Origin of the sequence: Azospirillum sp. A29 (genome assembly GCF_042604625.1) — a bacterium.
Lineage (GTDB): Bacteria > Pseudomonadota > Alphaproteobacteria > Azospirillales > Azospirillaceae > Azospirillum > Azospirillum palustre.
This window is the reverse complement of record NZ_CP170466.1, coordinates 1642979-1669604: the sequence shown is the minus strand read 5'-3', so window position 1 is coordinate 1669604 and position 26626 is coordinate 1642979. Positions and strand designations below refer to the sequence as shown.

The window sequence follows — 26626 nt, the reverse complement described above, 5'->3', positions numbered from 1 at the left end:
CTGGTTCCGGTTCCACAGCCATGGCGCTTGCTCAACGTCTCGACCTTCGACAAGCCCAGACCCTGGTGATGACGCCGCAGTTGCAGCAGGCCATCAAGCTGCTGCAACTGTCGAACATCGAACTGTCGGACTTCGTCGACCGCGAGATCGAGCAGAACCCGCTGCTGGAGCGCGACGGCGGATCGGCCGACGGCGGCAGCGATCCGGTGGGACCGGCGGACGGCAGCGAGGCGCCGGGCGGGCTGGACGGCCCCGGCGGCATGGAGGCCAACGGACTCAGCATCGACGGGCTGAACGGCCGCGACGACGGGCCGGCCCTGCCGATAAGCGACGGACGCACCCGCGACACGGTGGAGATGACCTCGTCGGACACGATGGCCTCCTCGTCGGAATCGCCGCTCGACACCGATTTCGAGAATGTCTACAGCGACGACCGCTTTTCCGACGGCTCGGACGGCGGCAGCGAGGTCTACGGCTCGTACGGCGAGCGCGGCGGCCGCAGCGGCTTCGAGGATGACGACAGCAACCTCGAAGCGACGCTGACCAGCGAGAAGAACCTCCGCGACCACCTGACCGAACAGCTGAAGATCGACCTACCCGACCTGGGCGACCAGCTGATCGGGCTGGCTCTGATCGACATGCTGGACGAGGCCGGCTGGCTGATCGGCTTCGATGCCCAGGCGATGGCCGAGCAGCTCGGCTGCGGTGCGGAGCGGGTGGAGCGGGTGCTGGCCGCCTGCCAGCGCTTCGACCCGCCCGGCATCTTCGCCCGCTCGCTGAAGGAATGCCTGGCGATCCAGCTGCGCGAGAAGAACCGGCTCGACCCGGCGATGGCGGCGCTGCTCGACAATCTGGAGCTTCTGGCCGCGCGCAACCTGCCGGCCATCATGAAGGTCTGCGGCGTCGATGCCGAGGACGTCGCCGACATGGTCGTCGACATCCGCAAGCTGAACCCGAAGCCGGCGCTGGCCTTCGACCACACCCCGGCCCAGCTGGTCACCCCCGACATCCTGATGCGCGCCAATCCCGGCGGCGGCTGGCTGATCGACCTGAACCCGGACACGCTGCCGCGGGTGCTGGTCAACCACCGCTATTTCGCCCGCATCTCCGACGGTGCCCGCAACAAGGCCGACAAGGAATACATCTCCGAGCGGTTCCAGTCGGCCAACTGGCTGGTCAAGTCGCTGCACCAGCGCGCCACCACCATTTTGAAGGTGGCGAGCGAGATCATCCGCCAGCAGGATGCGTTCTTCATCCATGGTGTCTCGCACCTGCGACCGCTGATCCTGCGTGACATCGCGGAGGCCATCGGCATGCATGAAAGCACAGTCAGCCGCGTTACCACCAACAAGTTCATGGCGACCCCGCGCGGCGTCTTTGAGCTGAAATACTTCTTCACTTCCGCAATCCAGGGTGCGGATGGGCAGGCATCCCATTCCGCAGAAGCGGTTCGGCATCGCATCAAAACCATGATCGATGCGGAGAAGCCGGACGATGTGCTGTCCGACGACAAACTGGTGGAGATTCTCCGGGCGGAAGGGATCGACATTGCGCGAAGGACGGTCGCGAAGTATCGTGAAGCGATGAAAATACCGTCATCGGTGCAGCGACGCCGTGCCAAGATGTCACGCATGTAAGCGGTTCGGGCGGGGGAGGGCTCGATTGACAGTCCGGTGACCCTTGCCTATCGTCCCGGCCCGCAAGCGGCGGATCAGCATCTTTGAGCCCGACATCTTCGGACGTCGTGTCTACACCGTCCCCAGCGGACCAATATTGGAAACGTTCCACCATGCAACTCTCCGTCAAAGGCAAGCAGCTCGATGTGGGTGACGCTCTGCGCACCCATGTGGCCGACAGCCTGAACGCCGTGGTCGGCAAGTACTTCGACAAGCCGATCGAGGCGAACGTGATCCTGACCAAGGACGCGCACCTCTACAAGGCCGACATCCAGGCCCATGTGGGTCGCGGGATCGTCCTGCAGAGCGCCGGCGACGCCACCGAACCCTACCCGGCCTTCGACATCGCCTGCGAGAAGCTGGCCAAGCGCCTGCGCCGCTACAAGCGCCGCCTGCGCGACCACCACGCGGCCGAGAACGGCGCCGCCCTCCCGGCGAGCTACCGGGTGCTGGAAGCCGAGACCGAGGAGCATCACGAGGAAGTCGAGGCTGCCGCCGACGGCGCCGCGAACCCGATGGTCGTTGCCGAGATGGAGACGAGCATCGCCACCCTGTCGGTCAGCGAGGCGGTGATGCGCCTTGAGCTGGCGCAGGCTCCGGCGCTGATGTTCCATAACGGTGCGCATGGCCGCCTGAACATGGTCTACCGCCGCGCCGACGGGAACATCGGCTGGGTCGACCCGGCGGAGAAGGCCGGCGCCTGACGGCGCCGACCCGTCTCGCCGGTCAAGAAGCGTCATGCTCGACCTCATCTCTCCGCACGCCATCCTCCCGAACCTGAAGGCCGGCAACAAAAAGCAGGCCCTGCAGGAGATGGCGCGCAAAGCGTCCGAGCTGACCGGTCAGCACGAGCGGGCGATCTTCGACGTGCTTCTGGAGCGCGAAAGGCTGGGCACGACCGGCGTGGGTCATGGCATCGCCATCCCGCACGGCAAGCTGTCCAGCCTGGACCGCGTCCATGGCGTCTTCGCCCGTGTGGAGCGGCCCATCGATTTCGATGCGATCGATGAGCAGCCGGTCGACCTGATCTTCCTCCTTCTCGCCCCGGAACAGGCGGGAGCCGATCATCTGAAGGCCCTTGCCCGCGTCTCGCGCCTGCTGCGGGACCAGTCCATGTGCGAGAAGCTGCGCGGAGCCCAGTCGGGCGACGCGATGTACGCGCTCCTGACCCAGCACGAGCCGAGCCCGTCCAACTGACGGGCCGCCAGTGAGGGGCAGACAGCCAAAGGGCCGCCGCACATTCGTGCGCGGCCCTTTTTCTTTGGCGGCGGATGCGCCGATTTGGTGTAGGGGCTGGCGGAGGCTGGTACAATGCCGCCAAGCCGACACGACCGCGGCTGGACCGTCGACGTGGTGCGCGACGGTCCTGTCATTGTTGGCCGCGTTGGACCCCTCTCTGCCGCTGGACGAAATTTACGAGGACTGAGGGCGCCCCCTCCTCACCCCCGCTCCGCCCAGCCCATGTAGTTCACGTCCAGATCGCGCGCGTTCAGCCGGAACTCGTCGCTCAAGGGGTTGTACGTGATGCCGGTCAGGTCGCGTACGCTCAGGCCGTACGGGCGTACGATGGCATTCAGTTCGGAAGGGCGCAGGAACTGGCGCCAGTTGTGGGTGCCGCGCGGCAGCCAGCGCAGGATGTACTCCGCCCCGACGATGGCGAGCGCGAAGGACTTCGGCGTGCGGTTCAGCGTCGCCAGGAACAGCGCGCCGCCGGGGGCCAGCAGGTCGGACAGCGACTTCACGAACAGGGCCACGTCGGCGACATGCTCGATCACCTCCATCGCCAGCACCACGTCGAACGTCTCGCCGCTGGCGGCCAGGGCCTCGGCAGTGGTGGCGCGGTAATCGACGGCGGTGCCGGTCTCGGCGGCATGGGTGGCGGCGGTCTTGATGTTCTTCTCCGACGCATCGACCCCGACCACCGTGGCGCCCATTCGCGCCAGCGGTTCGGCCAGCAGGCCGCCGCCGCAGCCGATGTCGACGATGCGCAGGCCGGCGAGCGGGTTCGGCGCCAGCGGGTCGCGGCCCAGCCGCTTGCAGACGGCATCGCGGATGTAGGTCAGGCGCAGCGGGTTCAGCCGGTGCAGCGGCTTGAACTTTCCGGCCGGGTCCCACCATTCGGCGGCGATGGCGGAGAAGCGGGCGACATCCTCCGGATCCACGGTTCCGCCAGCCGAGGCGGTTGCGGACGCGTGCGGGAAAGCGGAGGATGAGGCGGTCATGGTGAAAATCCGTAAACTGTGAGGCGGGACGGGCGCGGGCAACTTGCCTCGCTTCCAGCGACGGAGTATGGATACGCCGCCCCGCGCCGGCAACGGTGGAGCGGGGGTGCGCACAGCCGACCCGCATGACCGAGATGGCGAGATCCAGACGGCATGACCGGGCGGCCAGACATGGTGTGAGGTATGGCGCGGATCGTCCTGAAGTTCGGAGGCACGTCGGTCGGCGACATCGACCGCATCAAGAACGTGGCCCGAAAGGTCGAGCAAGAGGTGAAGGCGGGGCATCAGGTCGCCGTCGTCGTGTCGGCGATGTCCGGCGTGACCAACCAGCTCGTCAAATACTGCAACGAAATCGACAAGCTGCACGACGCCCGCGAATATGACGCGGTCGTGGCATCGGGCGAGCAGGTGACCTCCGGTCTCCTGGCCGTCGCCCTGCAGTCGCTCGGCATTCCCGCCCGCTCCTGGGCGGGCTGGCAGATTCCGATCCGCACCGACGACACGCACGGCAAGGCGCGCATCGTCTCCATCGACACCACCGAGATGGAAAAGTCCCTGCAGACCGGCGAAGTCGCCGTGGTCGCGGGCTTCCAGGGCGTGTCGGAGCATGGCCGCATCACCACGCTGGGCCGCGGCGGCTCGGACACCTCGGCGGTGGCGCTGGCGGCGGCGGTGAAGGCCGACCGCTGCGACATCTACACCGACGTCGACGGCGTCTACACCACCGACCCGCGCATCGTCACCAAGGCGCGCAAGCTCGACAAGATCACCTACGAGGAAATGCTGGAGATGGCCTCGCAGGGGGCCAAGGTGCTTCAGACCCGCTCGGTCGAGATGGCGATGAACCACCGCGTGCGCGTGCAGGTGCTGTCGAGCTTCGAAGCCGCTGCGGGCAGTTCGCTTCCCGGAACCCTGGTTGTTGACGAGGACGAGATCGTGGAAAAGGAAGTTGTTAGCGGCATCGCCTACAGCCGCGACGAGGCGAAGATCACCCTGGTGGGCGTCGCCGACCAGCCGGGCGTCGCCGCCGCCATCTTCGGTCCGCTGACCGACAACGCCGTCAACGTCGATATGATCGTCCAGAACGTGTCGGAAGACGGCAAGTCGACCGACATGACCTTCACCGTTGGCAAGGCAGACATCGCCCGCGCCGTGAAGGTGCTGGAGGATGCGCAGTCCACCCTGAACTACAAGCGCATCATTTCCGATGCCAATGTGGTCAAGGTGTCGGTCATCGGCGTCGGCATGCGCAGCCATGCCGGCGTCGCCCAGCGCATGTTCAAGGCGCTGGCCGACAAGGGCATCAACATCCAGGTCATCTCGACCTCGGAGATCAAGATCTCGGTCCTGATCGCCGAAGAGTATGCCGAGCTGGCGCTGCGTGCCCTGCACACCGCCTACGGCCTGGACGCCGCCTGATCGCAGGCGGGACCCGGGTGCCGGGGACGGGAACATCAGGAAAGGGCCGGCCATGACCGACGCCACATCATACGCGGCGGCAGCATCGGCCCGGCTCGACCGGCTCTGGCAGCGGGGCCGGGACTTCCTCGGCACCCGCACCGCTGTGATGGGCGGTGCGATGAGCTGGGTGTCGGAACGGCATCTGGTCTCCGCCATCTCCAATGCCGGCGGCTTCGGCGTGCTGGCCTGCGGCTCGATGGCGCCGGACCAGCTGGCGGTGGAGATCGCCGGCACCCGCGCGCTGACCGACAGGCCGTTCGGCGTCAACCTGATCAACATGCACCCGGCGCTGGACCAACTGATCGACGTCTGCCGCGAGCAGACGGTCGGCCATGTGGTCGTCGCCGGCGGCCTGCCGACCGGCGCCACCCTGCGCCGCATCAAGGACGGCGGGGCCAGGGCGATGGCCTTCGCCCCCACGCTGGGGGCCGGGCGGCGGCTGGTGAAGCAGGGCGCCGACGCGCTGGTGATCGAGGGAACCGAGGCCGGCGGCCACATCGGCCCGGTCTCCACCACCGTGCTGGCCCAGGAAATCCTGCCCGACCTGCGCGATGTGCCGGTGTTCGTCGCCGGCGGCATCGGCCGGGGCGAGACGATCCTGTCCTATCTGGAGCTGGGGGCGGCCGGCGTGCAGGTCGGCACCCGCTTCGTCTGCGCCACCGAATGCGTGGCCCATGCCAATTTCAAGCAGGCCTTCATCCGGGCGTCGGCCCGCGACGCCCAACCGTCGGTGCAGATCGACCCGCGTTTCCCGGTGATCCCGGTGCGCGCGCTGGCGAACGAGGCGTCCAAGCGCTTCATGGAATTCCAGCGCGACGTCATCGCCAGGGTCGATTCCGGCGCGATGAGCCGCGACGAAGGCATGCTGGAGATCGAGCATTTCTGGGCCGGCGCGCTGCGCCGCGCGGTGATCGAGGGCGACGTGGAAAGCGGCTCCCTGATGGCCGGGCAGAGCGTCGGGCTGGTCACCCGCGAACAGCCGGTGGCCGAAATCCTGGCCGAATTGATCGCCCAGGCCGAATCGGCGCTGGCACGGCGGGCGATGGATGAGGCATCGTTAAACCTGATGACGGAGCCGACGGTGGGAGCGCTGTAGCGATGACCGACACCCTCGACACGGCAGCCGGCGACGGCAGTATGGGTGGGGGTGTGCATCCCCGTTTCGACGGCACCTCGTCGCGCCGGCTGCTCGCCCGGCTGCGCGACATCATGGCCGGGTCGGGGTCGGGGCAGGATCGGCTGGACAAGATCGTCACGCTGATCGCGGCGGAGATGAAGGCGGACGTCTGCTCCTGCTACGTCATGCGCGCCGGCGAGGTGCTGGAGCTGTTCTCCACCGAAGGCCTCAACAAGACCGCCGTCCACAACACCCGCCTGCGCGTCGGCGAGGGCATCGTCGGCTACATCGCCGGCCACGCCCGCCCGGTGGCGCTGGACAACGCGCCCTCCCATCCCAGCTTCGCCTACCGTCCGGAAACCGGCGAGGATCCGTTCCAGTCGCTGGCCGGCGTGCCGATCCTGCGCGGCAGCAAGGTGCGCGGCGTGCTGGTGATCCAGCACAAGGACCGCCGCCGCTATGTCGAGGAGGAGGTCGAGACCCTCCAGACCATCGCCATGGTCGTCGCCGAGCTGGTGGCGCAGAGCGAGCTGGTCAACCCGGTGGAGGTCACCACCACCGGCGATCCCGTGCTGGCGCCGGCCCGCCTGTCGGGCACGGCGATGAGCGCCGGGCTGGCCATGGGCCTCGCCGTCATCCACCGGCCGCAGCTGACCGTCCGCCAGATGGTGGCGGAGGATGCCGATGCCGAGCTGGAGCGCTTCAACACCGCGCTGCAGACCATGCACAGCGCCATCGACGACCTGCTGGAGGCGGCGTCGCTGGCGGGCCTCAGCGAACCGCGCGACATCCTGGAGACCTACCGGATGTTCGCCGAGGACCGCGGCTGGCTGTCGCGCATCCGCGAGGCGATCCGCGTCGGCCTGACGGCGGAAGCGGCGGTGCAGCAGGTCCAGAACGACACCCGTGCCCGCATGAGCCATCTGACCGATCCCTATATCCGGGAACGGTTGATGGATTTCGAGGATCTGACCAACAGGTTGCTGCAACATCTGGCCGGCAAGACCGGCACCACCGATGGCGCCACCCTGCCGGACGACATGATCCTGGTCGCCCGCTCGATGGGACCGGCGGAGCTGCTGGATTACGACCGCACCCGCCTGCGCGGCCTGCTGCTGGAGGAGGGGTCGCCGGCCAGCCATGTCTGCATCGTCGCCCGCGCGCTCAACATCCCGGTGGTTCAGGCGGCCGACGCGCTGAACCGGATCGAGCCGCTGGACCAGCTGATCGTCGACGGCGACCATGGCTCGGTCTTCATCCGTCCGGCCGAAGACATCCAGATGGCCTTCGGCGAGGCGGTGGCGTTGCAGCACCGCAAGGAGCAGATGTATGCGGAAATCCGCAACCTGCCCTCGGTGACGCGCGACGGTGTGCCGATCTCCATCCAGTTGAACTGCGGCCTGCTGATCGACCTGCCGCACCTGACCGCCAGCGGGGCGGAGGGCGTCGGGCTCTACCGCACCGAAATCCCCTTCATGGTCCGCGCCTCCTATCCCGACGTGACGGCGCAGACGACCCTCTATTCCCGCATCATGGACGAGGTCGGCCACAAGCCGGTCGTCTTCCGCACGCTGGATGTCGGCGGCGACAAGATGCTGCCCTACATGACCGGCGGCGAGGAGGAGAACCCGGCGCTGGGTTGGCGTGCCGTGCGCATCGGGCTGGACCACCCGTCGCTGCTGCGCCAGCAGCTGCGGGCCTTGCTGCTGGCCGCTGCCGGCCGGCCGCTGTCGGTGATGTTCCCGATGATCGCCGAGGTCGCCGAGTTCGATGGCGCCCGCCGCCTGCTGGAGCTGGAGCTGAAGCGCCTTGCCGCCCAGGGCATCGAGGCGCCCAGCAGCCTGCGCGTCGGCACGATGCTGGAGGTGCCGTCGCTGTTGTGGCAACTCCCGGCCCTGCTGCCGAAGCTGGACTTCCTGTCGGTCGGCTCCAACGACCTGACCCAGTATCTGTTCGCCGCCGACCGCGGCAACCCGCGTACCTCGACCCGCTACGACCCGCTGTCGCCGTCGATGCTGTGCGTGCTGCGCCGTCTGGTCGACGAATGCAGCCGGCACAAGGTGTCGCTCAGCATCTGCGGCGAGATGGCGGGGCGGCCGCTGGATGCTATGGCGCTGATCGGCGTCGGCTTCCGCACCCTGTCGATGTCGCCGCCGTCGGTCGGCCCGGTGAAGACCATGCTGCGCTCGCTCGACGTCGCCGCCCTGCGGCAATATATGAGCGGGCTCTACACCGGTGCCGACCACAGCCTGCGCGACAAGCTGAAGACCTTCGGCAAGGATCACGGCGTGATCTTCTGATGCCGGCCGGCGGTGCGCAGGGCCGCCGGTGCGGGTAGTTTGCTCTTTTTTCGGGCAGGTCGCGAAAATAACGGGCGGAGCCGGTGTGGTCCGCCCTTTTTTATTTGCCATTCCTGCCGGTTTGGCCGGCCGATACCATAAAATATGTATCCTTTTCCCTCCATCTTCTTCAGCCTCGGGGGCGATACCTGTATCCGCCAGCACCAGCACGCTTTTTCATCGGAGGGCATTCATGCGCATACGCCTGGGCTACCAGCTGAATTTCAGCTTTCCCGCCCCCACCCCCATGATCGTGATGCTGAACGTGCATTACTCCCGCGTCGGCGACCTGGAGCGGCCCGACCATATCGTCACCAGCGTTCCGGCGCCGATCCAGGGCTATCGCGACAGCTTCGGCAACTGGTGCAGCCGGCTGGTCGCGCCCGCCGGTGCCGTGACCATCAGCGCCGACAGCATCATCCGGGACAGCGGGGCGTTCGATCCGGTCGATCCCGGCGCTGCCCAGCACCGCGTCGACGAGTTGCCGGCCGACACCCTGCTGTTCCTGCTGGGAAGCCGCTATTGCGAGACCGACGTCCTGTCCGACGAGGCATGGCGGCTGTTCTCCGGCACGGCGCCGGGCTGGGCGCGGGTTCAGGCGATCTGCGACTTCGTCCACAACCATGTGACGTTCGGCTACGAGCATTCGCGCCCGACGCGGACCGCCGCCCAGACCTATGCCGAGAAGCGCGGGGTCTGCCGTGACTTTGCCCATCTCGCCATCGCCTTCTGCCGCGCGATGAACATTCCGGCGCGCTACTGCACCGGCTACATCAGCGACATCGGGCTGCCGCCCCCCTATGGGCCGATGGATTTCGCGGCGTGGATGGAGGTCTATCTGGGCGGCCGCTGGCATGTCTTCGATCCGCGCAACAATGCGCCCCGGATCGGGCGCATCCTGATCGCGCAGGGGCGCGATGCGGCCGATGTGCCGCTCACCCACACCTTCGGCCCCAACACGCTGACGGAGTTCCGGGTCTGGACGGAAGAGGTGGGCGCGTAATCCGCGCCCGTCCCTTCGGTCAAGCCGGGCCGGGGTGGGGACTCCGCCCGGTGTCCGGCGCCAGGGTCTTCACAGCGCCAGGGAGGGCTGTGGGACAGGGGCGGCGTCAAGGTCGGGAACGGCGGAGGCGCGGGCGCGTTGGCGGCGGGGTTGCTGCGCGATCCGGTGCAAATCCTCCACCCAGGGCGACGGGTAGCTGTCGGTGCCGAAGACCCAGACGGTGCTGACGCCGCCGTCCGGCGCGCGGAGCAGCACGCGGGCGTCATGACCGTCCTTTCCGGCATGGTTGGCGTTCTGCACCGCGGCGATCAGCGCCCCGGTCTTGCCGTTGGGAAAGGGGCCGTAGAGTTCCCCTTCCAGTCCGACGAACCAGCCGTCCGTACGGCACGACACGATGTAATGGGCTGCAAGGCTCACGATGCCACTCCTCTTCGACGTCCATTGGAGGCCTGCTGAAGCATCCGATGGAGTCCGGTCTCTGGATTTTTCACGCGATGCCCGGTTCGGACGGGTGCGTCCGAACCGATCACGCTCTGATGGCGGCTGCGCCGGCCATGGTGAGGCGGGTCAGCAGGGCGCCCTGCGGCAGGCTGGCGTTGCCCGGCGGTGGAAAGTCGTGGGGAGGCTGGTCGGCCGGCGCGGCGTGCGGGGCCGGATGCCAGCGGCGCTCCGCATCCGTCCAGCGCAGTTGTTCGCGCAACATGTCGGCGCCAACGGGGCGTTGCCCCGTGATGGACTGGAACAGTGATGTCATGGCGGGCCCCTCCGATCAGGACATTGAGAGCAGGATGCCCGTCTGTGCCGGAACCGTACCGGTTCGACCGGCGCAGGGACCGGCGCAGGGCGGAAAGGCGACCCCGTTCGTCCGGACGATCCAATCGTCCTGGCGGCTTGGGTGGCGGCTGGACATGAGGGAAGCAGTGCCTGTCCCGGCATTCATGGCTGTTCTCCGTGGCTGTTCTTCGGCGCTGACCGGTATCGCCGCAGGCGATGACGATACCGTCCGGATCGAGTCACGCCAGGAAGAGCCTCGGATGAGAGAGCCTTGTCAGAACACAAGCGAGGTCAGAACACAAGCGAGCCTGGGGTGGCCTTCGGTATAGTCTAAGTGGAGATTTGATCGAAGATTTACAATGTGTATTGCGAAGAATTTATCTTGGGGAGATTTATGAAATCGATATGATCGAGATTTTCATCCGGATTTTTCCATGAATTCAGCATCTTATTTATCGTGAAAAAACACCATGGGTTCGAAAATCGCTGCGCTGCCCAACAATTTTACAGAAATTCCGAACTTGGAATTCAGCGTCTCATCTTTTGCTTAACTGGTCGGAACGTCGGAAAATCAATCGCCCGTCGTGGTGCCGGATGTCGCCGCCTCACGCTCGGCGAAGGAGGCCCGCGCCCGCTCGATCTCGGCGTGGTGCGTCTCTGCCCAGATCCACACGCCGCAGAACGCCGCTCCCAAACTCTCGCCGAGCGGCGTGAGCGTGTAATCCACATGCGGCGGGATAACCGGATGCACCGTCCGCCGCACCAGACCGTCCCTCTCCATCTGGCGCACGGTCTGGGTCAGCATCTTCTGGCTGATCCGACCGACGACCTTGCCGAGCTGCGTGAAGCGCAAGGTGCCATGCTCGTGCAGGGCTTCGAGGATCAGCATGGTCCATTTGTCGGCCACCTTGCCGATGATGTCGTGAACCAGCGCCTCGATGGCCGGATCGACCGTCTCGGGGGGCGGCTGCTGGCGCCGTGCCTCGATCTGCGGGTCGGGGAAAGCCTTACGCATCGTACACTCTCCTTTTGGTGTGTATAAATCTTTTCGGTGCCTACTTTTGTCTGGAGAGTGTGGGCGATAACTTTCATACAGACAACAGCGAAAGTCACGCTCATGAAAACCGAAGGAAACACCATCCTGATCACGGGTGGCGGCTCGGGCATCGGCAAAGCTCTGGCCCACCGTTTTCACGATCTCGGCAACACGGTGATCGTCGCCGGCCGCCGGGACGATGTGCTGCAACAGGCGATCTCCGGCCGTCCGAACATGCACGCCATGACCTTCGATGCCGACAGCGCCACAGGCGTCGACGACTTCGCCCGGCGGCTGACGGCCGAGCATCCGGCTCTCAACGTGCTGATCAACAATGCCGGGATCATGCGCTTCGAGGCGCTGGACCGGCAGCGCGACCTTGGCGATGCGGAGGCGACCGTCGCCACCAACCTACTCGGCCCCATCCGGCTGACCGACGCCCTGGTCGAGCATCTGGGCCGCCAGCCCGATGCGGCGCTGGTCAACGTCACCTCCGGCCTGGCCTTCGTGCCGCTGGTTTCCGCCCCGACCTACTCGGCGACCAAGGCGGCCATGCATCTCTACACGGTCGCCCTGCGCGAGGCGCTGAAGGGCAAGATCGAGGTCATCGAGCTGGTGCCGCCGGCGGTTCAGACGGACCTCACTCCCGGGCAGGCCACCCGTCCGGGCTATCTGCCGCTGGCCGACTTCATCGACGAGGTGATGGCGCTGTTCCAGCAACAGCCGACCCCGCGCGAGATCCTGGTGCAGCGCGTCGCCTTCCAGCGCCAGGCCGAAGCGGAGCACCGTTTCGACGAGGCGGTGACGACGCTCAACGACATGGCCCGCAAAGCGCGCGAGGCGCAGCAGTAAGGAGGCGGAACGGGCGGCGTCCGGACGAAAAAAAAGCGGAGCCGCAGAGGCTCCGCTTTTTTTCATTTTCTGCTCAACTGACCGGCCACCGCGATCACACGTCCAGGTTCGACACTTTCAGGGCGTTGTCCTGGATGAACTCGCGGCGCGGCTCGACGACGTCACCCATCAGGGTGGAGAAGACCTCCTCCGCCTGATCGACGTGGCTGACGCGGACCTGAAGCAGCGAGCGCTTGGTCGGGTCCAGCGTGGTTTCCCACAGCTGGTCCGGGTTCATCTCGCCCAGCCCCTTGTAGCGCTGGATGGTGACGCCGCGGCGGCCAAGCTCCATCACCGTGTCGAACAGGGCGACCGGGCCGGTCAGGGCGCGGCTTTCCTTCTGCTTCTCGAAGGCCCGGCCGGCGGTGCCGAACACCCGCTTCAGGTCGGCGGCCAGCCCGTCGAGACGGCGGGCCTCGCCGCTCTTCAGCAGGTCGGTGTCGAACAGGTGGCGGTGGGTGACGCCGCGCCGGGCGCGGATCACCGCATAACCGCCCTGGGGCAGAGCCTCGCCGCGCCAGCCGCCGTCGGCGTCCAGCCCGTTCATCCGCTCGGCCACCGCCTTGGCCGCGGCCTCGGCCGCCGCCTTGTCGTCGGCCAGGACGGCGGACAGGGTGCCGGCGACCGCCGCCTGCTCCACCACCATGGCGTTGCCGACCTTGCGCGACAGCGTGTCGATCGCCGGACGCGCGGTGCGGGCCTGCTCGACCAGAGCGGCCAGCTGCTCGCCGATCAGCAGGGAGCCGTCCGACAGCCGGACCGACAGGTCGCCCAGCGCCGCCTCGACCAGATACTCTTCGAGCGCCCGGTCGTCCTTCAGGTAGCGCTCCTTGGCGTTGCCGCGCTTGATGCGGTAGAGCGGCGGCTGGGCGATGTAGAGATAGCCGCGCTCGATCAGGTCGGGCATCTGCCGGAAGAAGAAGGTCAGCAGCAAGGTGCGGATGTGGCTGCCGTCCACGTCCGCGTCGGTCATGATGATGATCTTGTGGTAGCGCGCCTTGTCGGCGTTGAACTCGTCGCTGATGCCGGTGCCCAGCGCCGCGATCAGCGTGCCGATCTCCGCCGAACCCAGCATCTTGTCCAGCCGCGCCCGCTCCACGTTCAGGATCTTGCCGCGCAGCGGCAGGATGGCCTGGGACTGGCGCGAACGGCCCTGCTTGGCGGAACCGCCGGCCGAATCGCCCTCGACGATGAACAGTTCCGACAGCGCCGGGTCGCGCTCCTGGCAGTCGGCCAGCTTGCCCGGCAGCGACGACATGCTGAGCGAACTCTTGCGCGTGATGTCGCGCGCCTTGCGGGCGGCCTCGCGGGCGGCGGCGGCTTCCACCACCTTCTGGATGACGCGGCGGGCGTCGGCCGGATGTTCCTCGAAATACTGGGCCAGTGCCTCGCCCACCACCGCCTCGACGACGGGGCGGACTTCCGACGAGACCAGCTTGTCCTTGGTCTGGCTGGAGAATTTCGGATCCGGAACCTTCACCGACAGGACGCAGGTCAGGCCTTCACGGGCGTCGTCGCCCGACAGGCTGACCTTCTCCTTCTTGGCGATGCCGGATTCGGTCGCGTAGTTGTTGATCGCGCGGGTCAGCGCGGCGCGGAAGCCGGCAAGGTGGGTGCCGCCGTCCTTCTGCGGGATGTTGTTGGTGAAGCAGAGCGTCGTCTCGTGGTAGCTGTCGTTCCACTGGAGCGCGCATTCCACCGTCACCACGCCGCCATGCTCGGTCGGCCGCTCGTTCTTCAGCGTGATCGCCGGCTTGTGCAGCGCCGTCTTGGAACGGTCGAGCCAGCTGACGAAGGCTTCCAGGCCGCCTTCGTAATGCAGGTCCTGCACCTTCGGCTCCACCCCGCGCGCGTCGGTCAGCAGCAGGCGGACGCCGGAGTTGAGGAAGGCCAGCTCGCGCAGCCGGTGTTCCAGCGTGGCGAAATCAAACTCGATGTTGGTGAAGGTCTCGGTCGAGGGCATGAAGGTGACTTCGGTGCCCGACAGCGGCTTGCCCTTCTCCGGCACCATCGGCGCCTCGCCGACGTCGGCCAGCGGCGCCTCGGCATTGCCGTGGCGGAAGCGCATGGTCCAGGTCCGGCCGCCGCGCCAGATGCGCAGATCCAGCGTTTCCGACAGCGCGTTCACCACCGAGACGCCGACGCCGTGCAGGCCGCCGGAGACCTTGTAGCTGTTCTGGTTGAACTTGCCGCCGGCATGGAGCTGGGTCATCACGACCTCGGCCGCCGAAACGCCTTCCTCCGAATGGATGTCGGTCGGGATGCCACGGCCGTTGTCGCGCACCGTGACCGATCCGTCGGCGTTCAGCACGACCTCGACCTTGTCGCAATAGCCGGCCAACGCCTCGTCGATGGCGTTGTCGACCACCTCGTACACCATGTGGTGCAGGCCGGATCCATCGTCGGTGTCGCCGATGTACATGCCGGGGCGTTTGCGCACGGCATCGAGCCCGCGCAGAACGGTGATCGACTCCGCCCCGTAGTCCGCCTGCTGGGGCTCCGACTGCGGGAGGTCGTTCTTCAGTGCTTCCTGTGCCATGCGTCGACTATAACAGATTCGGTTGCGGATTCGGCGGTTTAGCGTGCGTCGGCATGCTTTTTTTCCGGGATTTTTCCCGGATTTCCACCCCTATCCGGGGCGGATGTGGGCGTCTTCGATGCGGAAGCGGCGGGCATCCTCGCCGAGCGGGTCGAAAACCCCCTCGTCGGTGCCCGTCATCCAGGCCTGGGCGCCCAATGCCAGGATTTCTCCGAACAGCGCGGCGCGCCGCTCGGGGTCGAGATGGGCGGCCACCTCGTCCAGCAGAAGGATCGGCGCCGCGCCGCGTTCGGCCGCCAGCAGCCGGGCATTGGCCAGAACGATGGCGATCAGCAGCGCCTTCTGTTCGCCGGTGGAGCACAGCCCGGCCGGCATGTCCTTGGGCGCATGGCGGACGGCGAGGTCGCTCTTGTGCGGTCCCACCAAGGCGCCGCCGCTGTCCGAATCGGCACGGCGTCCGGCGCGCAAGGACTCGCGCAAGGCATCCTCCGCCGCCAGCGCCGGACCGTCGTCCAGCCAGCGTTCCACCGTGCCGGCGACGGTGAGGTCGGCGCCGGGGAAGGGGCCGACCGAGCGGGCGCAGGCGGCGCGCAGCCGCTGCACCACCTCGCGTCTTGCCGCGGCGACGGCGATGCCGGTGGTCGCCATCTGGTCCTCCAGCGCGCCGAGCCAGCCCTCGTCGAAGCGGCCGTCGCGCAGCAGCCGGGCGCGTTCGCGCAAGGCATGCTCGTAGCGCGACAGACGGCCGGCATGGGCCGGGTCGAAGCCGAAGACCAGCCGGTCGAGGAAGCGCCGCCGTCCGCTCGACCCTTCGAGGAACAGGCGGTCCATCTGCGGGGTCAGCCAGACCATGGCGACATGGTCGGCGAGTGCGGTCTGGCCCTTGGCCGGGTGGCCGTCGATGCGGACCAGCCGGCGGTCGCGCTCCGAGTTGCGGCTTCCGTCATGGGGTTCGCGGCCGGTGCCGATCTCCACCTGTCCCAGCGGGGTGTCGAGCGTCGCCGCCACCGCCCAGCCGGCGCCGGGGGGCGAGCCCAGCCGCTCCACCTCGGCCAGCCGAGCGCCGCGGATGCCGCGGCCGGGGGCGAGGAAGCTGACGGCTTCCAGCAGGTTGGTCTTGCCGGCGCCGTTCGGGCCGATCAGGGCGACGGGCCGGCGGTCGGGCTCCAGCCGCGCGGAGTCGTAGCCGCGGAAGCGCGTCAGCGTCATCCGCCTGACCGCAAGGGCCGGAGCGAAAGCCGGAGTTGCAGCGGACACCGGGGTGCCGCCGCTCATCGAAACTGCCGTGTGGTGCAACTGGTCCGTTCCGCCTGGGGCGGGGAGGATCCCCGCAGCCCCATCACACGCGCATCGGCATCAGGACGTAGAGCGCGGTCGAGTCGGCGACGTCGCGGATGATGGTCGGCGACGCGGCGTCGGCCAGCGTGAACTGGGCGCCCTCGCCCTCGATCTGCTGCGTGATGTCCAGCAGATAGCGAGAGTTGAAGCCGATTTCCAGGGGGGACTCCTGGTAACTGACCTCCAACTCCTCGGTCGCGCTGCCCGATTCCGGGCTGGTGGCAGACAGCGTCAGGGCGCCGCGGACCAGCGACAGCTTCACCGCCCGGCTCTTCTCGGTGGAGATGGTGGCGACGCGGTCGACGGCGGCGGCGAACAGCTTGGCGTCCACCTCCATCACCTTGTCGTTGCCGACCGGGATCACCCGCTCATAGTCGGGGAAGGTGCCGTCGATCAGCTTGGAGGTGACGACGACGCTGTCGAAGCCGAAGCGGATCTTGTTGTCCGACATCGACAGCTCGATGCGGTCGGCGGCCTCGTCGACCAGCTTGCGGATCTCGGTGACGGTCTTGCGCGGGATGATGACGCCGGGGATGCCCTCGGCCCCGTCCGGCAGCGGCATCTCGACCCGCGCCAGCCGGTGGCCGTCGGTGGCGACGGCGCGCAGCACCGGCGTCTCCAGGCTGCCCATCTTGCTCTTGGCGGCGTGCAGGTAGATGCCGTTCAGGTAATAGCGCGTCTCCTCGGTGGAGATGGCGAAGCGGGTGCGGTCGATCAGCCCGCGCAGGTCGGCGGCGGCGACCGAGAAATTGTGCTTCAGCTCGCCGCTGGACAGCTGCGGGAAATCCTCGACCGGCAGGCAGGACAGCTTGAACTGCGACCGGCCGGCGCGCAGCGTCAGGATGGTGCCGTCGCCGCCGATGTCCAGCTCCACCTGGCTGCCGTCGGGCAGCTTGCGGACGATGTCGAACAGGGTGTGGGCGGGGGCGGTGGTGCCGCCAGGGCGCCCGACCGTCGCCGGGACCGTCTCGACGATCTCCAGATCCATGTCGGTGGCGGCCAGCGACAGTTCGCCGTCGCCGGCGCGCAGCAGGACGTTGGACAGGATCGGAATGGTGTTCCGCCGCTCGACCACACTCTGCACGTGACCCAGGGAACGGAGAAGGGCGGCGCGTTCGATGGTGATGTTCATGCTGGCGTCGTCTCGGCCGGAGGGGAACTGTTTTTGCGGACCCGCCGGGGTTGCGGGCCGTTGTCCGGCCGTCCCGCCCCGAGCGGGCGCGCATCATACCACATCGACGGGTGCGTCGAACCAAATTGTTGCGGCTAAGGCCTTCGGCCGAGGATGGATCATGCCCCGGCGCGCCGTCTTGCCTCATGCAGGCGCAGGATATCGACGAAATCGGCGCTCTGCCAGTTGCGGGACCGGCTAAGTTCGCTGCGCACGCTGGCGACGAAGGCGTCGATCACCGCCCATTCGTCCCCGGCGATCTCGCCATCCGCCTCCAGATAGCTGTAAACCACCCGGTGCAGGCCCTGGCTGACCGGGCTGATCCAGCCGCCCACCGTCTCACCCATCGCCGCCATCAGCCGGCGGATGCGCAGCATGTGGGCCATGCGGTGGGCCGGCCTCTCCTGCGGCTCGGCCTTCATCGCCTGGAGGAAGGCGAGGCGGCCGGTCTCCACCGCATAGAGGCGCAGCGACTTCAGCTCCGGGTTGGCGTAGCCGGCGTTGCCGAGCGTGCGGCCCCAGCGCCACACCAGCTCCAGCAGCCAGACGATGTCCTCATGGTCGGGCACCGGGGCGTGGCGGGCGTTCATCGCTGCCTGCATCCGGGCGGCCAGCGCCGGCATCACCGTGCCGGTCAGCTCGCGGCTGACCGCCGCCAGCTCCGCCCGCAGGGCCGGGCCGGTCGAACGGCTGGCGAGGAAGCCGGTGCCGGACAGCGCGGTCAGCGCCCGGTCGAAGCGCTCCACCGCCTCGTGCAGCAGGGCGCGGGTCGGGGCGGGGGCGGAGAGGACTCCGCCATCCTGGATGTCCATGTCGCCGAACATGCCGTCCACCACCTCGCGGATGGTGGTGCAGGCGGCGGTGAAATGGCAGAGCAGGGCGCGCAGCAGCGGGTGGGACTCGCGCACCGCCGGTCCGCCCGAACCGACATGCTCGCGCACATGGCGCAGGAACACGTCGTAGCGCCGCTTGACGTTCAGCCCGTAGAGCGGGGCGAACCAGGCCAGCAGCTGCGACTGGTCGCGGAAGGGCAGGCCGAGATCGCGCACCCGGCGGACGAAGCCGACCATCAGCGCCGACTGGCAGTCCACCTCTGCGGAAGATGGGATGGCCGATTGCGGGTCGCCGGCACCCTGCCTGTCCCCCATCCGCATCTCGTCGATGTCTCGGCGCATGCGCTCGGTCAGCGGCACCAGCACCTGATTGTGCTCCAGCAGGGCGCGGACGAAGCCGAGCAGGTCGCTGTCGATCGGCGCCTTGCGGCCGAGATACTGGGTGCGCAGGCGGGCGTCGTGCAGCGCCTCGTCATTGGCCAGCGCCAGGAAACGGTCGGTCAGCTTGCGGTCGCCGGCCATGGCATAGAGGAAGTCGAGCGCCTCCTTCCGCATCAGCTCGCGCATCACCATCGCGTCGGGGCTGGCCAGCACGGCATCCAGCATCGCCTCGCGCGCCATGCCGTCCAGCCGGCTCTGCACCTCCGCCGCCAGCCCCGGAAAGCCATAGCGGGTCAGCGCCGACCAGATGCCGCCCATGTCCACCCGCTGGACCAGCGCCGGCACCGACTCGGCCGAGCGGTAGAGCACGGGGTCGTCGACCAGGAAGGGTTCGAACAGGCTGGTGAACAGGCGGCGCGCCTTCATCGGCCGCAGGCGGTTGAAATGGTCGACCAGCGCATCGCGCAGGTGCCGCGCCCGCTCGCCGTTCGGGCTGGGCGCCCCTTCGACCGCGTCCAGCACGGACCGGATGGCGTGCATCGGGATGCGGGCGACGACCTCGTCCATCTGGCGGCGGAAGGCCGCGACATCGGTGCCGCCCCCACCCGGCGAAGCCGCCGGTGAAGGGGCCGGGGATGCGGCAGGGAGTGGGATGGAGAGGGTGGCCGTCGGCGTGCTGTTCATGCGCACAACACCTCGCGGGATGGTCGTCGCCTGGACGCTTATGATCCCGCGAGATTATTAAATATCTTTTGCTAATTCCACGCGTGTCTTCGGAAGAGTCTTATGATTACCGGTATATGTCAGGGAATTGCTTTGTAACCTTAGCTTTACGTTTTGCCCCTGGTCTTGGCTACAGCCCCGCCGCCAGCTGGGCGTCCAGCCCGGCGCGATAGTCGGGATAGGACAGGGCGACGCCGAGCTGGCGCTTGATGCGGTCGTTCTTCACCCGGCGGCAATCGGCGTAGAAGCTGGCGGCCATCGGCGACATCTCCGCCCGGTCGAACGGCACCAGCGGCGGCGGCTCCACCCCCAGCAGGCGGCAGGCATACTCCACCACCTCGTGCGACGGGCTGGGCAGGTCGTCGGCGACGTTGTAGATGGCGCCCAGCGTCGGCCGCGCCATCGACGCCCGCAGCGTGCCGGCGATGTCGTCGACATGGATGCGGCAGAAGACCTGACCCGGCTTGTCGACCCGCTTGGCGATGCCGTCGCGCACCGAATCGATGGCGCTGCGGCCGGGGCCGTAGATTCCGGCCAGCCGGAACAGATGCATCGGCACGCCATACTGCCGGTACAGGTTCAGCCAGCCGCGCTCCGCCTCCACCCGCCGCTTCTGGCGTTCGCCGGTCGGCTTCAGCCAGGACGCCTCGCTCACCCACTCGCCGCCGGTGTCGCCATAGACGCCGGTGGTGGACAAATAGCCGGCCCAGTCCAGCGTGCGCAGGTCGGCCAGATCGCGGGCATGCTGGTCGAGCACCGGGTCGCCCTTGCCATCCGGCGGGATGCTGACCAGCAGATGGGTGGTGCCGGCCAGCGCCGCCGTCGCATCGGCCAGCGGCCGGCCGCGCTCGAACTGGAAGGCCTCGATGCCCTGGGCTTCCAGCTCCGCCTTCTTCTCCTCGCTGCGGCAGGTGGCGGCGATGCGCCAGCCCTCGGCGCGCAGCCGGTCGGCGAAGACGCGGGCGCTGTAGCCGAGGCCGAAGACGAACAGGCGGGGATCGGTCATCGCGGGCGGTTCCGGTTGGAGCGGCGGAGGGGCGGCAAATTGTGTAACACCGAACTGTGTAACACCGGGACCGGGCCTGCGGACTTGCGCCCCGCCCGGCGATGGCGGAGTGTAAAGGCACCATGACCCGACGCAATCTTTACCTTTCCGGCGCTCTCGCGCTTGGGCTTCTCGCCGCCCTGCCGGCCCCCCTGCCGGCCGCGCAGGCCGCTTCCCCCGGACCATCTTCCTCCGGGCCGCCCTCCGCACTCGACCGCAACCGCGAGCTTCAGGCCTGTGCCGCCAAGGCGGAGGCCAACCCGGACGGCGCCATGGCCGACGCCAGGCGCTGGCAGCAGCAGGGCGGCGGCGACTCCGCGAAGCTCTGCGAGGCGCTGGCGCTGTTCCATGCCGGCGACTTCAAGGCGGCCGGCGGCCAGATGGAGGCGCTGGTGCCGACGCTGGGCAAGGACGACCCCAGGGCCGCCGCCTCGCTGCTCGGCCGCGCCGGCTGGGCGTGGCTGCGGGCGGGCGACCAGGGACGGGCGGAACGGCTCTACAGCGCCGCACTCGACAAGACTCCCGGCGACGTCGATCTGCTGATCGACCGCGCCTTCGCCCGTGCGGAGGGGGAGCGCTTCTGGGATGCCGTCGCCGATCTGGATGCGGCTTTGACCCGCGACCCGAAGCGGGCCGACGCCTATCTCTACCGGGCGAGCGCGCAGAAGGCGCTGTCCAACTACCGGCAGGCGCTGGCCGACATCGACTCCGCGTTGGAACTGAAGCCCGGCGATCCAGAGGCGATCCTGCTGCGCGGCAACGTCAAGGCGCTGGGCGGCAATCTGGGGGCCGCACGCGACGACTGGTCGCTGGCCCGCCGCGTCGCCCCCGACAGCGACTGGGGCCGTGCCGCCGCTGACAACCTCGCCCGCACGGCGGAGGTCGCGGGGGCTGCGGGTAAGGAAGCGGGTAAGGATACGGCGAAGCCGAAGTCTCCCTGATACCCGTCGGCGTCAGGCGTCGAAACGCCTGGCCTCACGACGTTCCCGATACAGGTCCGGGCCGCGGGCGTGCCACCGCAGCCCGTTTCGCCGTCCGGCCCTGCCGGCGTCCTCGGCAGATCGGGGAAGGAACCCCGCTGCCCGTGCCGCGGTTCTCCTGTCCGATGCCGGGAAGGCAAGGCGAAGAGGGCACGATGTTCGAAGGATTCACGCTGGAGACCGTCGAACTGCCGGACGCGACCCTGCGGGTCCGGCATGGCGGGCAGGGCAGTCCGGTCCTGCTGCTCCACGGCCATCCGCGCACCCATGCGACCTGGCACCGGGTGGCGCCGCTGCTGGCGGCCTCCCACAGCGTGGTCTGTCCAGACCTGCGGGGGTTCGGCCAATCGTCGAAGCCGGCGGACCGGCCGGACCACGCCAATTCCTCCAAACGGGCCAAGGCGCTGGATTGCCTCGCCCTGATGCGGCATCTCGGCTTCGAGCGCTTCGCCGTCGTCGGCCACGACCGCGGGTCCTATACCGCGTTCCGTCTGGCGATGGACCACCCCGCTGCCGTCACCCGCCTCGCGCTGCTTGACGGCGTACCGATCTGGGAGGCTCTGGAGCGGTGCGACGTCCGCTTTGCCCGCGCCTGGTGGCATTGGTTCTTCTACGCCCAGCCGGACAAGCCGGAGCGTGCCATCCTGGCCGATCCCGATGCCTGGTATGGCGGCTCGGCAGACGCGATGGGGGAAGAGGCCTACCGGGATTTCCACGCGGCCATCCATGATCCGGCCACCGTGCACGGCATGCTGGAGGACTACCGCGCCGGCCTGGGCATCGACCGCGACCATGATGCGGTCGACCGTGCCGCCGGACGGCAGCTGACCTGTCCGGTGTTGGCCTTGTGGTCATTGCGGGACGATCTGGAGGAGCTTTACGGCGATGTCCTGGCGGTCTGGCGACCCTGGGCGCCGGATCTGCGCGGGCGCGGCCTGGATTGCGGCCACCACATGGCGGAGGAATTGCCGGAAGAGCTGGCGCGGGAGCTTCTGGAGTTCCTCGGCACCCAGCCGGAAGACTGGAAAAAAGCCCCGCCGCGGTGACCGCGGGCGGGGCTTTTTCCTGTCTGGACCGCTGTGGACGGACGCTTACAGCGCCGAGTCGACCCACTGGAACAGCGCACCCTTGGGCAGGGCGCCGATCTTGGTGGCGGCGACGCTGCCGCCCTTGAACAGCATCAGCGTCGGGATGCCGCGCACGCCGTACTTGGTCGGGGTGTCCGGGTTCTCGTCGATGTTCAGCTTGGCGACGGTGACCTTGCCGTCATACTCGCCGGCCAGCTCGTCGAGCGCCGGGGCGATCATCTTGCAGGGGCCGCACCATTCCGCCCAGAAATCGACCAGGACCGGGCCGTCGGCCTTCAGGACGTCCTGCTCGAAGCTGTCGTCGGTAACCTTGATGGTGGTGCTCATGTGACCTCGTGCTGGATTCGGAAGCGCCGCGGACCGGTTGTGGAAGGCCGGCGGCCATCGCCCCGTCAGTGGAATTGAGCAAAATGTAGGGTGGAGACGCCCGGCCGGTCAAGTCACCCCATCTTTCGGGGGACCCGACGGCCGTTCCTCACCCCACCCTGGGCGCCAGTCCGGCCGCCGCCGCGTCCATCACCGAGGGCGGCAGCTCCATGGTGTAGGGACCGTCGGTCCACAGCAGCACGCAGCGCACCCGACGCCCCGGATAGACCGCGCGCAGCGCCTCGCGGTAGGCCGCCATCTGGCGCCGGTAAACCATTGGAACGTCTTCCAGATCCCGCGGCGGCGGCCGGTTGGTCTTGTAGTCGACGATCCACACCGTATCCCCGGTCAGCGCCAGCCGGTCGATGCGGCCGGCCAGCGCCCGGCTGCCGTCGCCGAGCGCCACCACGCCGATCAGCGGCACCTCCGCCCGCGAGCCGGGGCCGAACAGATGCGCGAACTCCGCATGGCTCAGCACCGCCAGCGTCTCCCGCGCGATGGCGTCCTGCTGCTCCGGCGTCAGCTTGTGCGCCGGGCGGGCCAGGAAGCGGCGGCAGGCGGCCTCCCGCGCCGCCTCGGCCAGGTTGGGCAGCGTCTGCAACAGCCGGTGGACCAGCAGGCCGCGGCGGAAGCGCTGGCCGTCGTCGTTGCCGAGCGGCGAGCGCACCGCCGGCTCCTCGCCATCGGGCCGCGACGGGGTCAGCGGCCGCGACGGCTCCGGCTCGCCCGGCGGCGGTTCGCCGATCCAGGGCGGCGGCGGCTCGGCGGCGGCACTCTCCTCGGTCTCGACATGGCGCGGCACCGCGGCGGTCTGGGCGCCGACCAGCCGCCAGCCCTCGCCCGCCCAGCCGTCGGGGCAGAGGCCGGTGAAGTCGAAGGGATGCTGCACGCCGTTGTCGCGCATCGCCTCCTCGACCAGCCGGTACCAGCAATCGTCGGACGGCTCGCGCTTGCCCTGGTGGCCGCAGATGTAGAGCCGGTCCTCCGCCCGCGTCAGCGCGACATAGAGCAGCCGGCGGTATTCCTGGTCGCGCCGCCGGTTGGCCCGCGCCCGCGCCTCGGCGCACAGCCCGTCCTCCTGGGACCGCCGGGCGGCGAACAGCGGCACCGCGCAGGACTCGTCCGGCCACAGGATCGGCGGGCTCTGGGTCGGGCTGCCCAGCGTGTCGGGCAGGAAGACGATGGGCGCCTGCAACCCCTTGGAGCCGTGGACCGTCATGATCCGCACGGTGCCGCCGCCCTGCTCCAGCTCGCGCTTGATCTCGGCGTCGCTGGCCGCCAGCCAGGCCAGGAAATTCTGCAAGGACGGCGGCTCGGTCTTCTCGAAGGCGAGGCAGACGGCCAGGAACTCCTCCAGCGGATCCTGGGCATCGGGGCCGAGCCTTTTCAGGATCGCGCGCCGCCCCGACCGCCCATCGGCCGGGCAGGGCCGGTTCAGCAGACCGGCGAACAGTTCGTAGGGCGCCGAGAAGTCGGTGCGCGCCAGCAGGTCGCCCAGATAGCGCCGGGCCGGGCGGAAGTCGGGTTCCGTCTCCGCCAGCGCCACCAGCGAGCGCCACAGCGTGCCGCGCCGGCCATGGGCGACGCGGAACAGCTCCTCCTCGGTCAGCCCGATCAGCGGTCCCTTCAGCACGGTGGCGAGCGTCAGGTCATCGTCGGGCAGCAGCAGGAAGTCGGACAGCGCCACCAGATCCATGACGGCGAGCTGTTCGGTCAGCACCATGCGGTCGACGCCGGCCACCGGCACGCCGCGGTCCTTCAGCGCGCGGACCAGTTCGGTGACGAAGGCGGTGCGGCGGCGGACCAGCACCATGACGTCGCCGGGCTGCACCGGCCGGCCCTTGGCCTCCAGCCTCTCGCCGCCCTCGATCCAGCGGTGCACCGTCGCCGCGATGACCGCGGCGAGGCGGGCCGACGGCGAGTCGGCCGTCTCGCGCGCCACCGGCGGCGCCCAGGCCGGGGTCTCGGCCGCCTCGGCCGGCTTCACCGGCGGCCACAGCTCGACCAGACCGGCCTGCCCGCGGCGGAAGGCGCGGTGACGGATGGTCGGGCTGGCGTCCGACGCCACGCCGTCACGGGCATGGTCGAGCGCGAAGACGGCGTCCACCGTCTCCAGCACCGCCGAGGTCGAGCGGAAGGAGATGTCGAGGTCGACCCCCGCCCATATCCGTTGCGCCGACTCCGCCTTGTCCTGGAAATGGCGGCGCATGCGGGCGAATTCGGCCGGATCGGCGCGCTGGAAGCTGAAGATCGACTGCTTCTCGTCGCCCACCGCGAAGACGGTGCGGATCTTGCCGTCGGGGGCGGCGGCCTCCAGCTCGACGAAGAACTCGCCGGCCAGCGAGGCGACGATGGCCCACTGGTCGGGGTTGGTGTCCTGCGCCTCGTCGATCAGGATATGGTCCAGGCCGCCGTCCAGCTTGTACAGCACCCAGGGCACCCGCGGCGTGCCGTCCTTGCCGCTCAAGAGCCGGTTGGCCGCCAAAATCAGGTCGTCGTAATCCAAGAGGGCGCGCGCCGCCTTGCGCTCGCGGTAGGCTTCCAGCATCGCCTGCGCCAGCGTCAGCAGCGCGGTGGTCGAGGCGGCAACCCCGGCGGCCTTCACCCGCTCCGAAATCTCCACCAGCCGCTCCGCCTCCTTTTGCAGGGACAGGAGCGCCTGCGGGTAGGCGGTGGCCGGCTTCTTGGTGATGAGCGTCTTGCGCGGACTGCCCTCGGCGGTCAGGAACAGGCGCTTGTAGGCCTCGAAGGCGCGCACCCGGCGGTCGGCGGCGTCCAGCCAGTGTTGGATGGCGATGCCGCGCTCCTGGTCGCTGGCGCTGCCGCCCGACAGCGCCCGGCAGGCCTCGCGCAGGGCGGGCGGCTCGCACTGGTCGTCGTGGCAGGCATGGGCGAGGATCGTTTCCTCGGTCACGCCCGCCGGCACCTTCAGCGTGTCGTGGATGGCGTCGATCAGCCCGTCCAGCCCGTGGAAGCGCTCGAACAGCTTTTCCACCTGCCCGCGCTGGCTCGCCAGTTCGGCCAGCAGCCCGGCGAAATCCTCCGCATTCAGCTCGCCGGTCAGCCGGCCCATGGCACGGCCGAGCGGGCTGTCCGGCTCGGTGCGGCCGGCATGCAGCACGGCGTCGCGCGCCTCGGTCAGCAGCCCGTCGGCGGTGCGGTCGTCCATCACGTCGAAATGCGGCGCCAGCTCGGCTTCCAGCGGGAAGCGGCGCAGCAGCGACTGGCAGAAGGCGTGGATGGTCTGGATCTTCATGCCGCCGGGGCAGTCCACCACCTGGGCGAACAGCCGCCTTGCGTTCAGCCGCGCCTCCATTGACGGCCGCTCGCCGCACAGGTCGGCCAGCCGGTCCTCCAGCGCCTCGTCGGGCAGGGTGGCCCACAGGCCGAGCGTCCGGTTGATGCGGATCGCCATCTCCGCCGCGGCGGCCTTGGTGAAGGTCAGGCAGAGGATGCGCGCCGGCGGCGTGCCCGACAGCATCAGCCGCAGCACCCGGTCGGTCAGCACCTTGGTCTTGCCCGAGCCGGCCGAGGCCCCCACCCAGACCGACGCCGTCGGATCGGACGCCCGCCGCTGCGCCACATTGGGATCGAGCGGCAGGGTGCGGGGGGACAGGTCGGTCATGGTCATGGGCGATGCTTC

The 26626-nt window shown here is 68.6% G+C and carries 21 protein-coding genes; 10 read left to right on the top strand and 11 right to left on the bottom strand.

Annotation, left to right across the window (positions count from 1 at the left end):
* Positions 1-20 precede the first annotated feature (20 nt).
* The 3 genes from rpoN (at position 21) to ptsN (ending at position 2873) form a co-directional block, all read left to right on the top strand.
* Positions 21-1637, top strand: coding sequence for an RNA polymerase factor sigma-54 (gene rpoN / locus ABNQ38_RS22825; protein WP_377808185.1), 1617 nt, complete (start codon positions 21-23; stop codon positions 1635-1637).
* Positions 1638-1789: 152 nt separating this feature from the next.
* Positions 1790-2380: a ribosome hibernation-promoting factor, HPF/YfiA family gene (gene hpf, locus ABNQ38_RS22820; RefSeq protein ID WP_098740800.1), complete on the top strand. Its 591-nt coding sequence runs from the start codon at positions 1790-1792 to the stop codon at positions 2378-2380.
* Between the two features lie 34 nt (positions 2381-2414).
* Positions 2415-2873 carry a PTS IIA-like nitrogen regulatory protein PtsN gene (gene ptsN, locus ABNQ38_RS22815; protein WP_109095955.1) on the top strand — a complete coding sequence of 153 codons (459 nt, stop codon included), beginning with the start codon at positions 2415-2417 and terminating at the stop codon, positions 2871-2873.
* A gap of 242 nt (positions 2874-3115) precedes the next feature.
* Here the strand turns inward: ptsN and ubiG are convergent, their stop codons facing one another.
* Positions 3116-3898, bottom strand: coding sequence for a bifunctional 2-polyprenyl-6-hydroxyphenol methylase/3-demethylubiquinol 3-O-methyltransferase UbiG (gene ubiG, locus ABNQ38_RS22810; RefSeq protein WP_377808184.1), 783 nt, complete (start codon positions 3896-3898; stop codon positions 3116-3118).
* 183 nt (positions 3899-4081) lie between these two features.
* Here ubiG and ABNQ38_RS22805 point away from each other — a divergent pair, with 183 nt between their 5' ends.
* From ABNQ38_RS22805 to ABNQ38_RS22790, 4 genes are all read left to right on the top strand, one after another.
* Positions 4082-5317 (top strand): aspartate kinase, encoded by a 1236-nt coding sequence (locus tag ABNQ38_RS22805; RefSeq protein WP_098740796.1) that lies wholly within the window; start codon positions 4082-4084, stop codon positions 5315-5317.
* Between the two features lie 52 nt (positions 5318-5369).
* On the top strand, positions 5370-6455 hold the full coding sequence (locus ABNQ38_RS22800; RefSeq protein ID WP_377808183.1) for an NAD(P)H-dependent flavin oxidoreductase: 1086 nt from the start codon (positions 5370-5372) through the stop codon (positions 6453-6455).
* A 2-nt stretch (positions 6456-6457) separates the two neighbouring features.
* Complete coding sequence (gene ptsP / locus ABNQ38_RS22795) at positions 6458-8776, top strand: phosphoenolpyruvate--protein phosphotransferase (protein WP_377808182.1); 2319 nt, start codon at positions 6458-6460, stop codon at positions 8774-8776.
* 232 nt (positions 8777-9008) lie between these two features.
* Positions 9009-9818, top strand: coding sequence for a transglutaminase family protein (locus ABNQ38_RS22790; protein ID WP_377808181.1), 810 nt, complete (start codon positions 9009-9011; stop codon positions 9816-9818).
* A 69-nt stretch (positions 9819-9887) separates the two neighbouring features.
* On the opposite strand, the gene ABNQ38_RS22785 is transcribed toward ABNQ38_RS22790, so the two are convergent.
* The 3 genes from ABNQ38_RS22785 to ABNQ38_RS22775 form a co-directional block, all read right to left on the bottom strand.
* Positions 9888-10235 carry a hypothetical protein gene (locus ABNQ38_RS22785; RefSeq protein WP_377808180.1) on the bottom strand — a complete coding sequence of 116 codons (348 nt, stop codon included), beginning with the start codon at positions 10233-10235 and terminating at the stop codon, positions 9888-9890.
* Between the two features lie 109 nt (positions 10236-10344).
* A complete protein-coding gene (locus tag ABNQ38_RS22780) occupies positions 10345-10572 on the bottom strand; it encodes a hypothetical protein (protein WP_377808178.1) in 228 nt (75 codons plus the stop codon).
* 591 nt (positions 10573-11163) lie between these two features.
* Positions 11164-11607 (bottom strand): winged helix-turn-helix transcriptional regulator, encoded by a 444-nt coding sequence (locus tag ABNQ38_RS22775; RefSeq protein WP_377808177.1) that lies wholly within the window; start codon positions 11605-11607, stop codon positions 11164-11166.
* A gap of 102 nt (positions 11608-11709) precedes the next feature.
* Between ABNQ38_RS22775 and ABNQ38_RS22770 the strand changes: the two genes are divergently transcribed.
* Positions 11710-12480 (top strand): SDR family oxidoreductase, encoded by a 771-nt coding sequence (locus ABNQ38_RS22770; RefSeq protein ID WP_377808176.1) that lies wholly within the window; start codon positions 11710-11712, stop codon positions 12478-12480.
* 94 nt (positions 12481-12574) lie between these two features.
* On the opposite strand, the gene gyrB is transcribed toward ABNQ38_RS22770, so the two are convergent.
* The 5 genes from gyrB to ABNQ38_RS22745 form a co-directional block, all read right to left on the bottom strand.
* Positions 12575-15058, bottom strand: coding sequence for a DNA topoisomerase (ATP-hydrolyzing) subunit B (gyrB, locus tag ABNQ38_RS22765; protein ID WP_377808175.1), 2484 nt, complete (start codon positions 15056-15058; stop codon positions 12575-12577).
* Positions 15059-15148: 90 nt separating this feature from the next.
* Positions 15149-16333, bottom strand: coding sequence for a DNA replication/repair protein RecF (recF, locus tag ABNQ38_RS22760; protein ID WP_377808174.1), 1185 nt, complete (start codon positions 16331-16333; stop codon positions 15149-15151).
* Positions 16334-16397: 64 nt separating this feature from the next.
* The gene (dnaN, locus tag ABNQ38_RS22755; protein ID WP_377808173.1) at positions 16398-17528 is read right to left on the bottom strand and encodes a DNA polymerase III subunit beta; all 1131 of its coding nucleotides are present in this window, start codon (positions 17526-17528) and stop codon (positions 16398-16400) included.
* A gap of 158 nt (positions 17529-17686) precedes the next feature.
* Positions 17687-19465 (bottom strand): hypothetical protein, encoded by a 1779-nt coding sequence (locus tag ABNQ38_RS22750; protein ID WP_377808172.1) that lies wholly within the window; start codon positions 19463-19465, stop codon positions 17687-17689.
* Positions 19466-19634: 169 nt separating this feature from the next.
* A complete protein-coding gene (locus tag ABNQ38_RS22745) occupies positions 19635-20510 on the bottom strand; it encodes an SDR family oxidoreductase (protein ID WP_377808171.1) in 876 nt (291 codons plus the stop codon).
* A 122-nt stretch (positions 20511-20632) separates the two neighbouring features.
* Between ABNQ38_RS22745 and ABNQ38_RS22740 the strand changes: the two genes are divergently transcribed.
* Together ABNQ38_RS22740 and ABNQ38_RS22735 are read left to right on the top strand one after the other, a co-directional pair.
* Positions 20633-21490 (top strand): hypothetical protein, encoded by an 858-nt coding sequence (locus ABNQ38_RS22740; protein ID WP_377808170.1) that lies wholly within the window; start codon positions 20633-20635, stop codon positions 21488-21490.
* Between the two features lie 194 nt (positions 21491-21684).
* On the top strand, positions 21685-22575 hold the full coding sequence (locus ABNQ38_RS22735; protein WP_377808169.1) for an alpha/beta fold hydrolase: 891 nt from the start codon (positions 21685-21687) through the stop codon (positions 22573-22575).
* A gap of 45 nt (positions 22576-22620) precedes the next feature.
* Here the strand turns inward: ABNQ38_RS22735 and trxA are convergent, their stop codons facing one another.
* Positions 22621-22944 (bottom strand): thioredoxin TrxA, encoded by a 324-nt coding sequence (gene trxA, locus ABNQ38_RS22730; RefSeq protein ID WP_098740783.1) that lies wholly within the window; start codon positions 22942-22944, stop codon positions 22621-22623.
* Positions 22945-23092: 148 nt separating this feature from the next.
* Complete coding sequence (gene addA, locus ABNQ38_RS22725) at positions 23093-26614, bottom strand: double-strand break repair helicase AddA (protein ID WP_377808168.1); 3522 nt, start codon at positions 26612-26614, stop codon at positions 23093-23095.
* Positions 26615-26626: the final 12 nt, after the last annotated feature.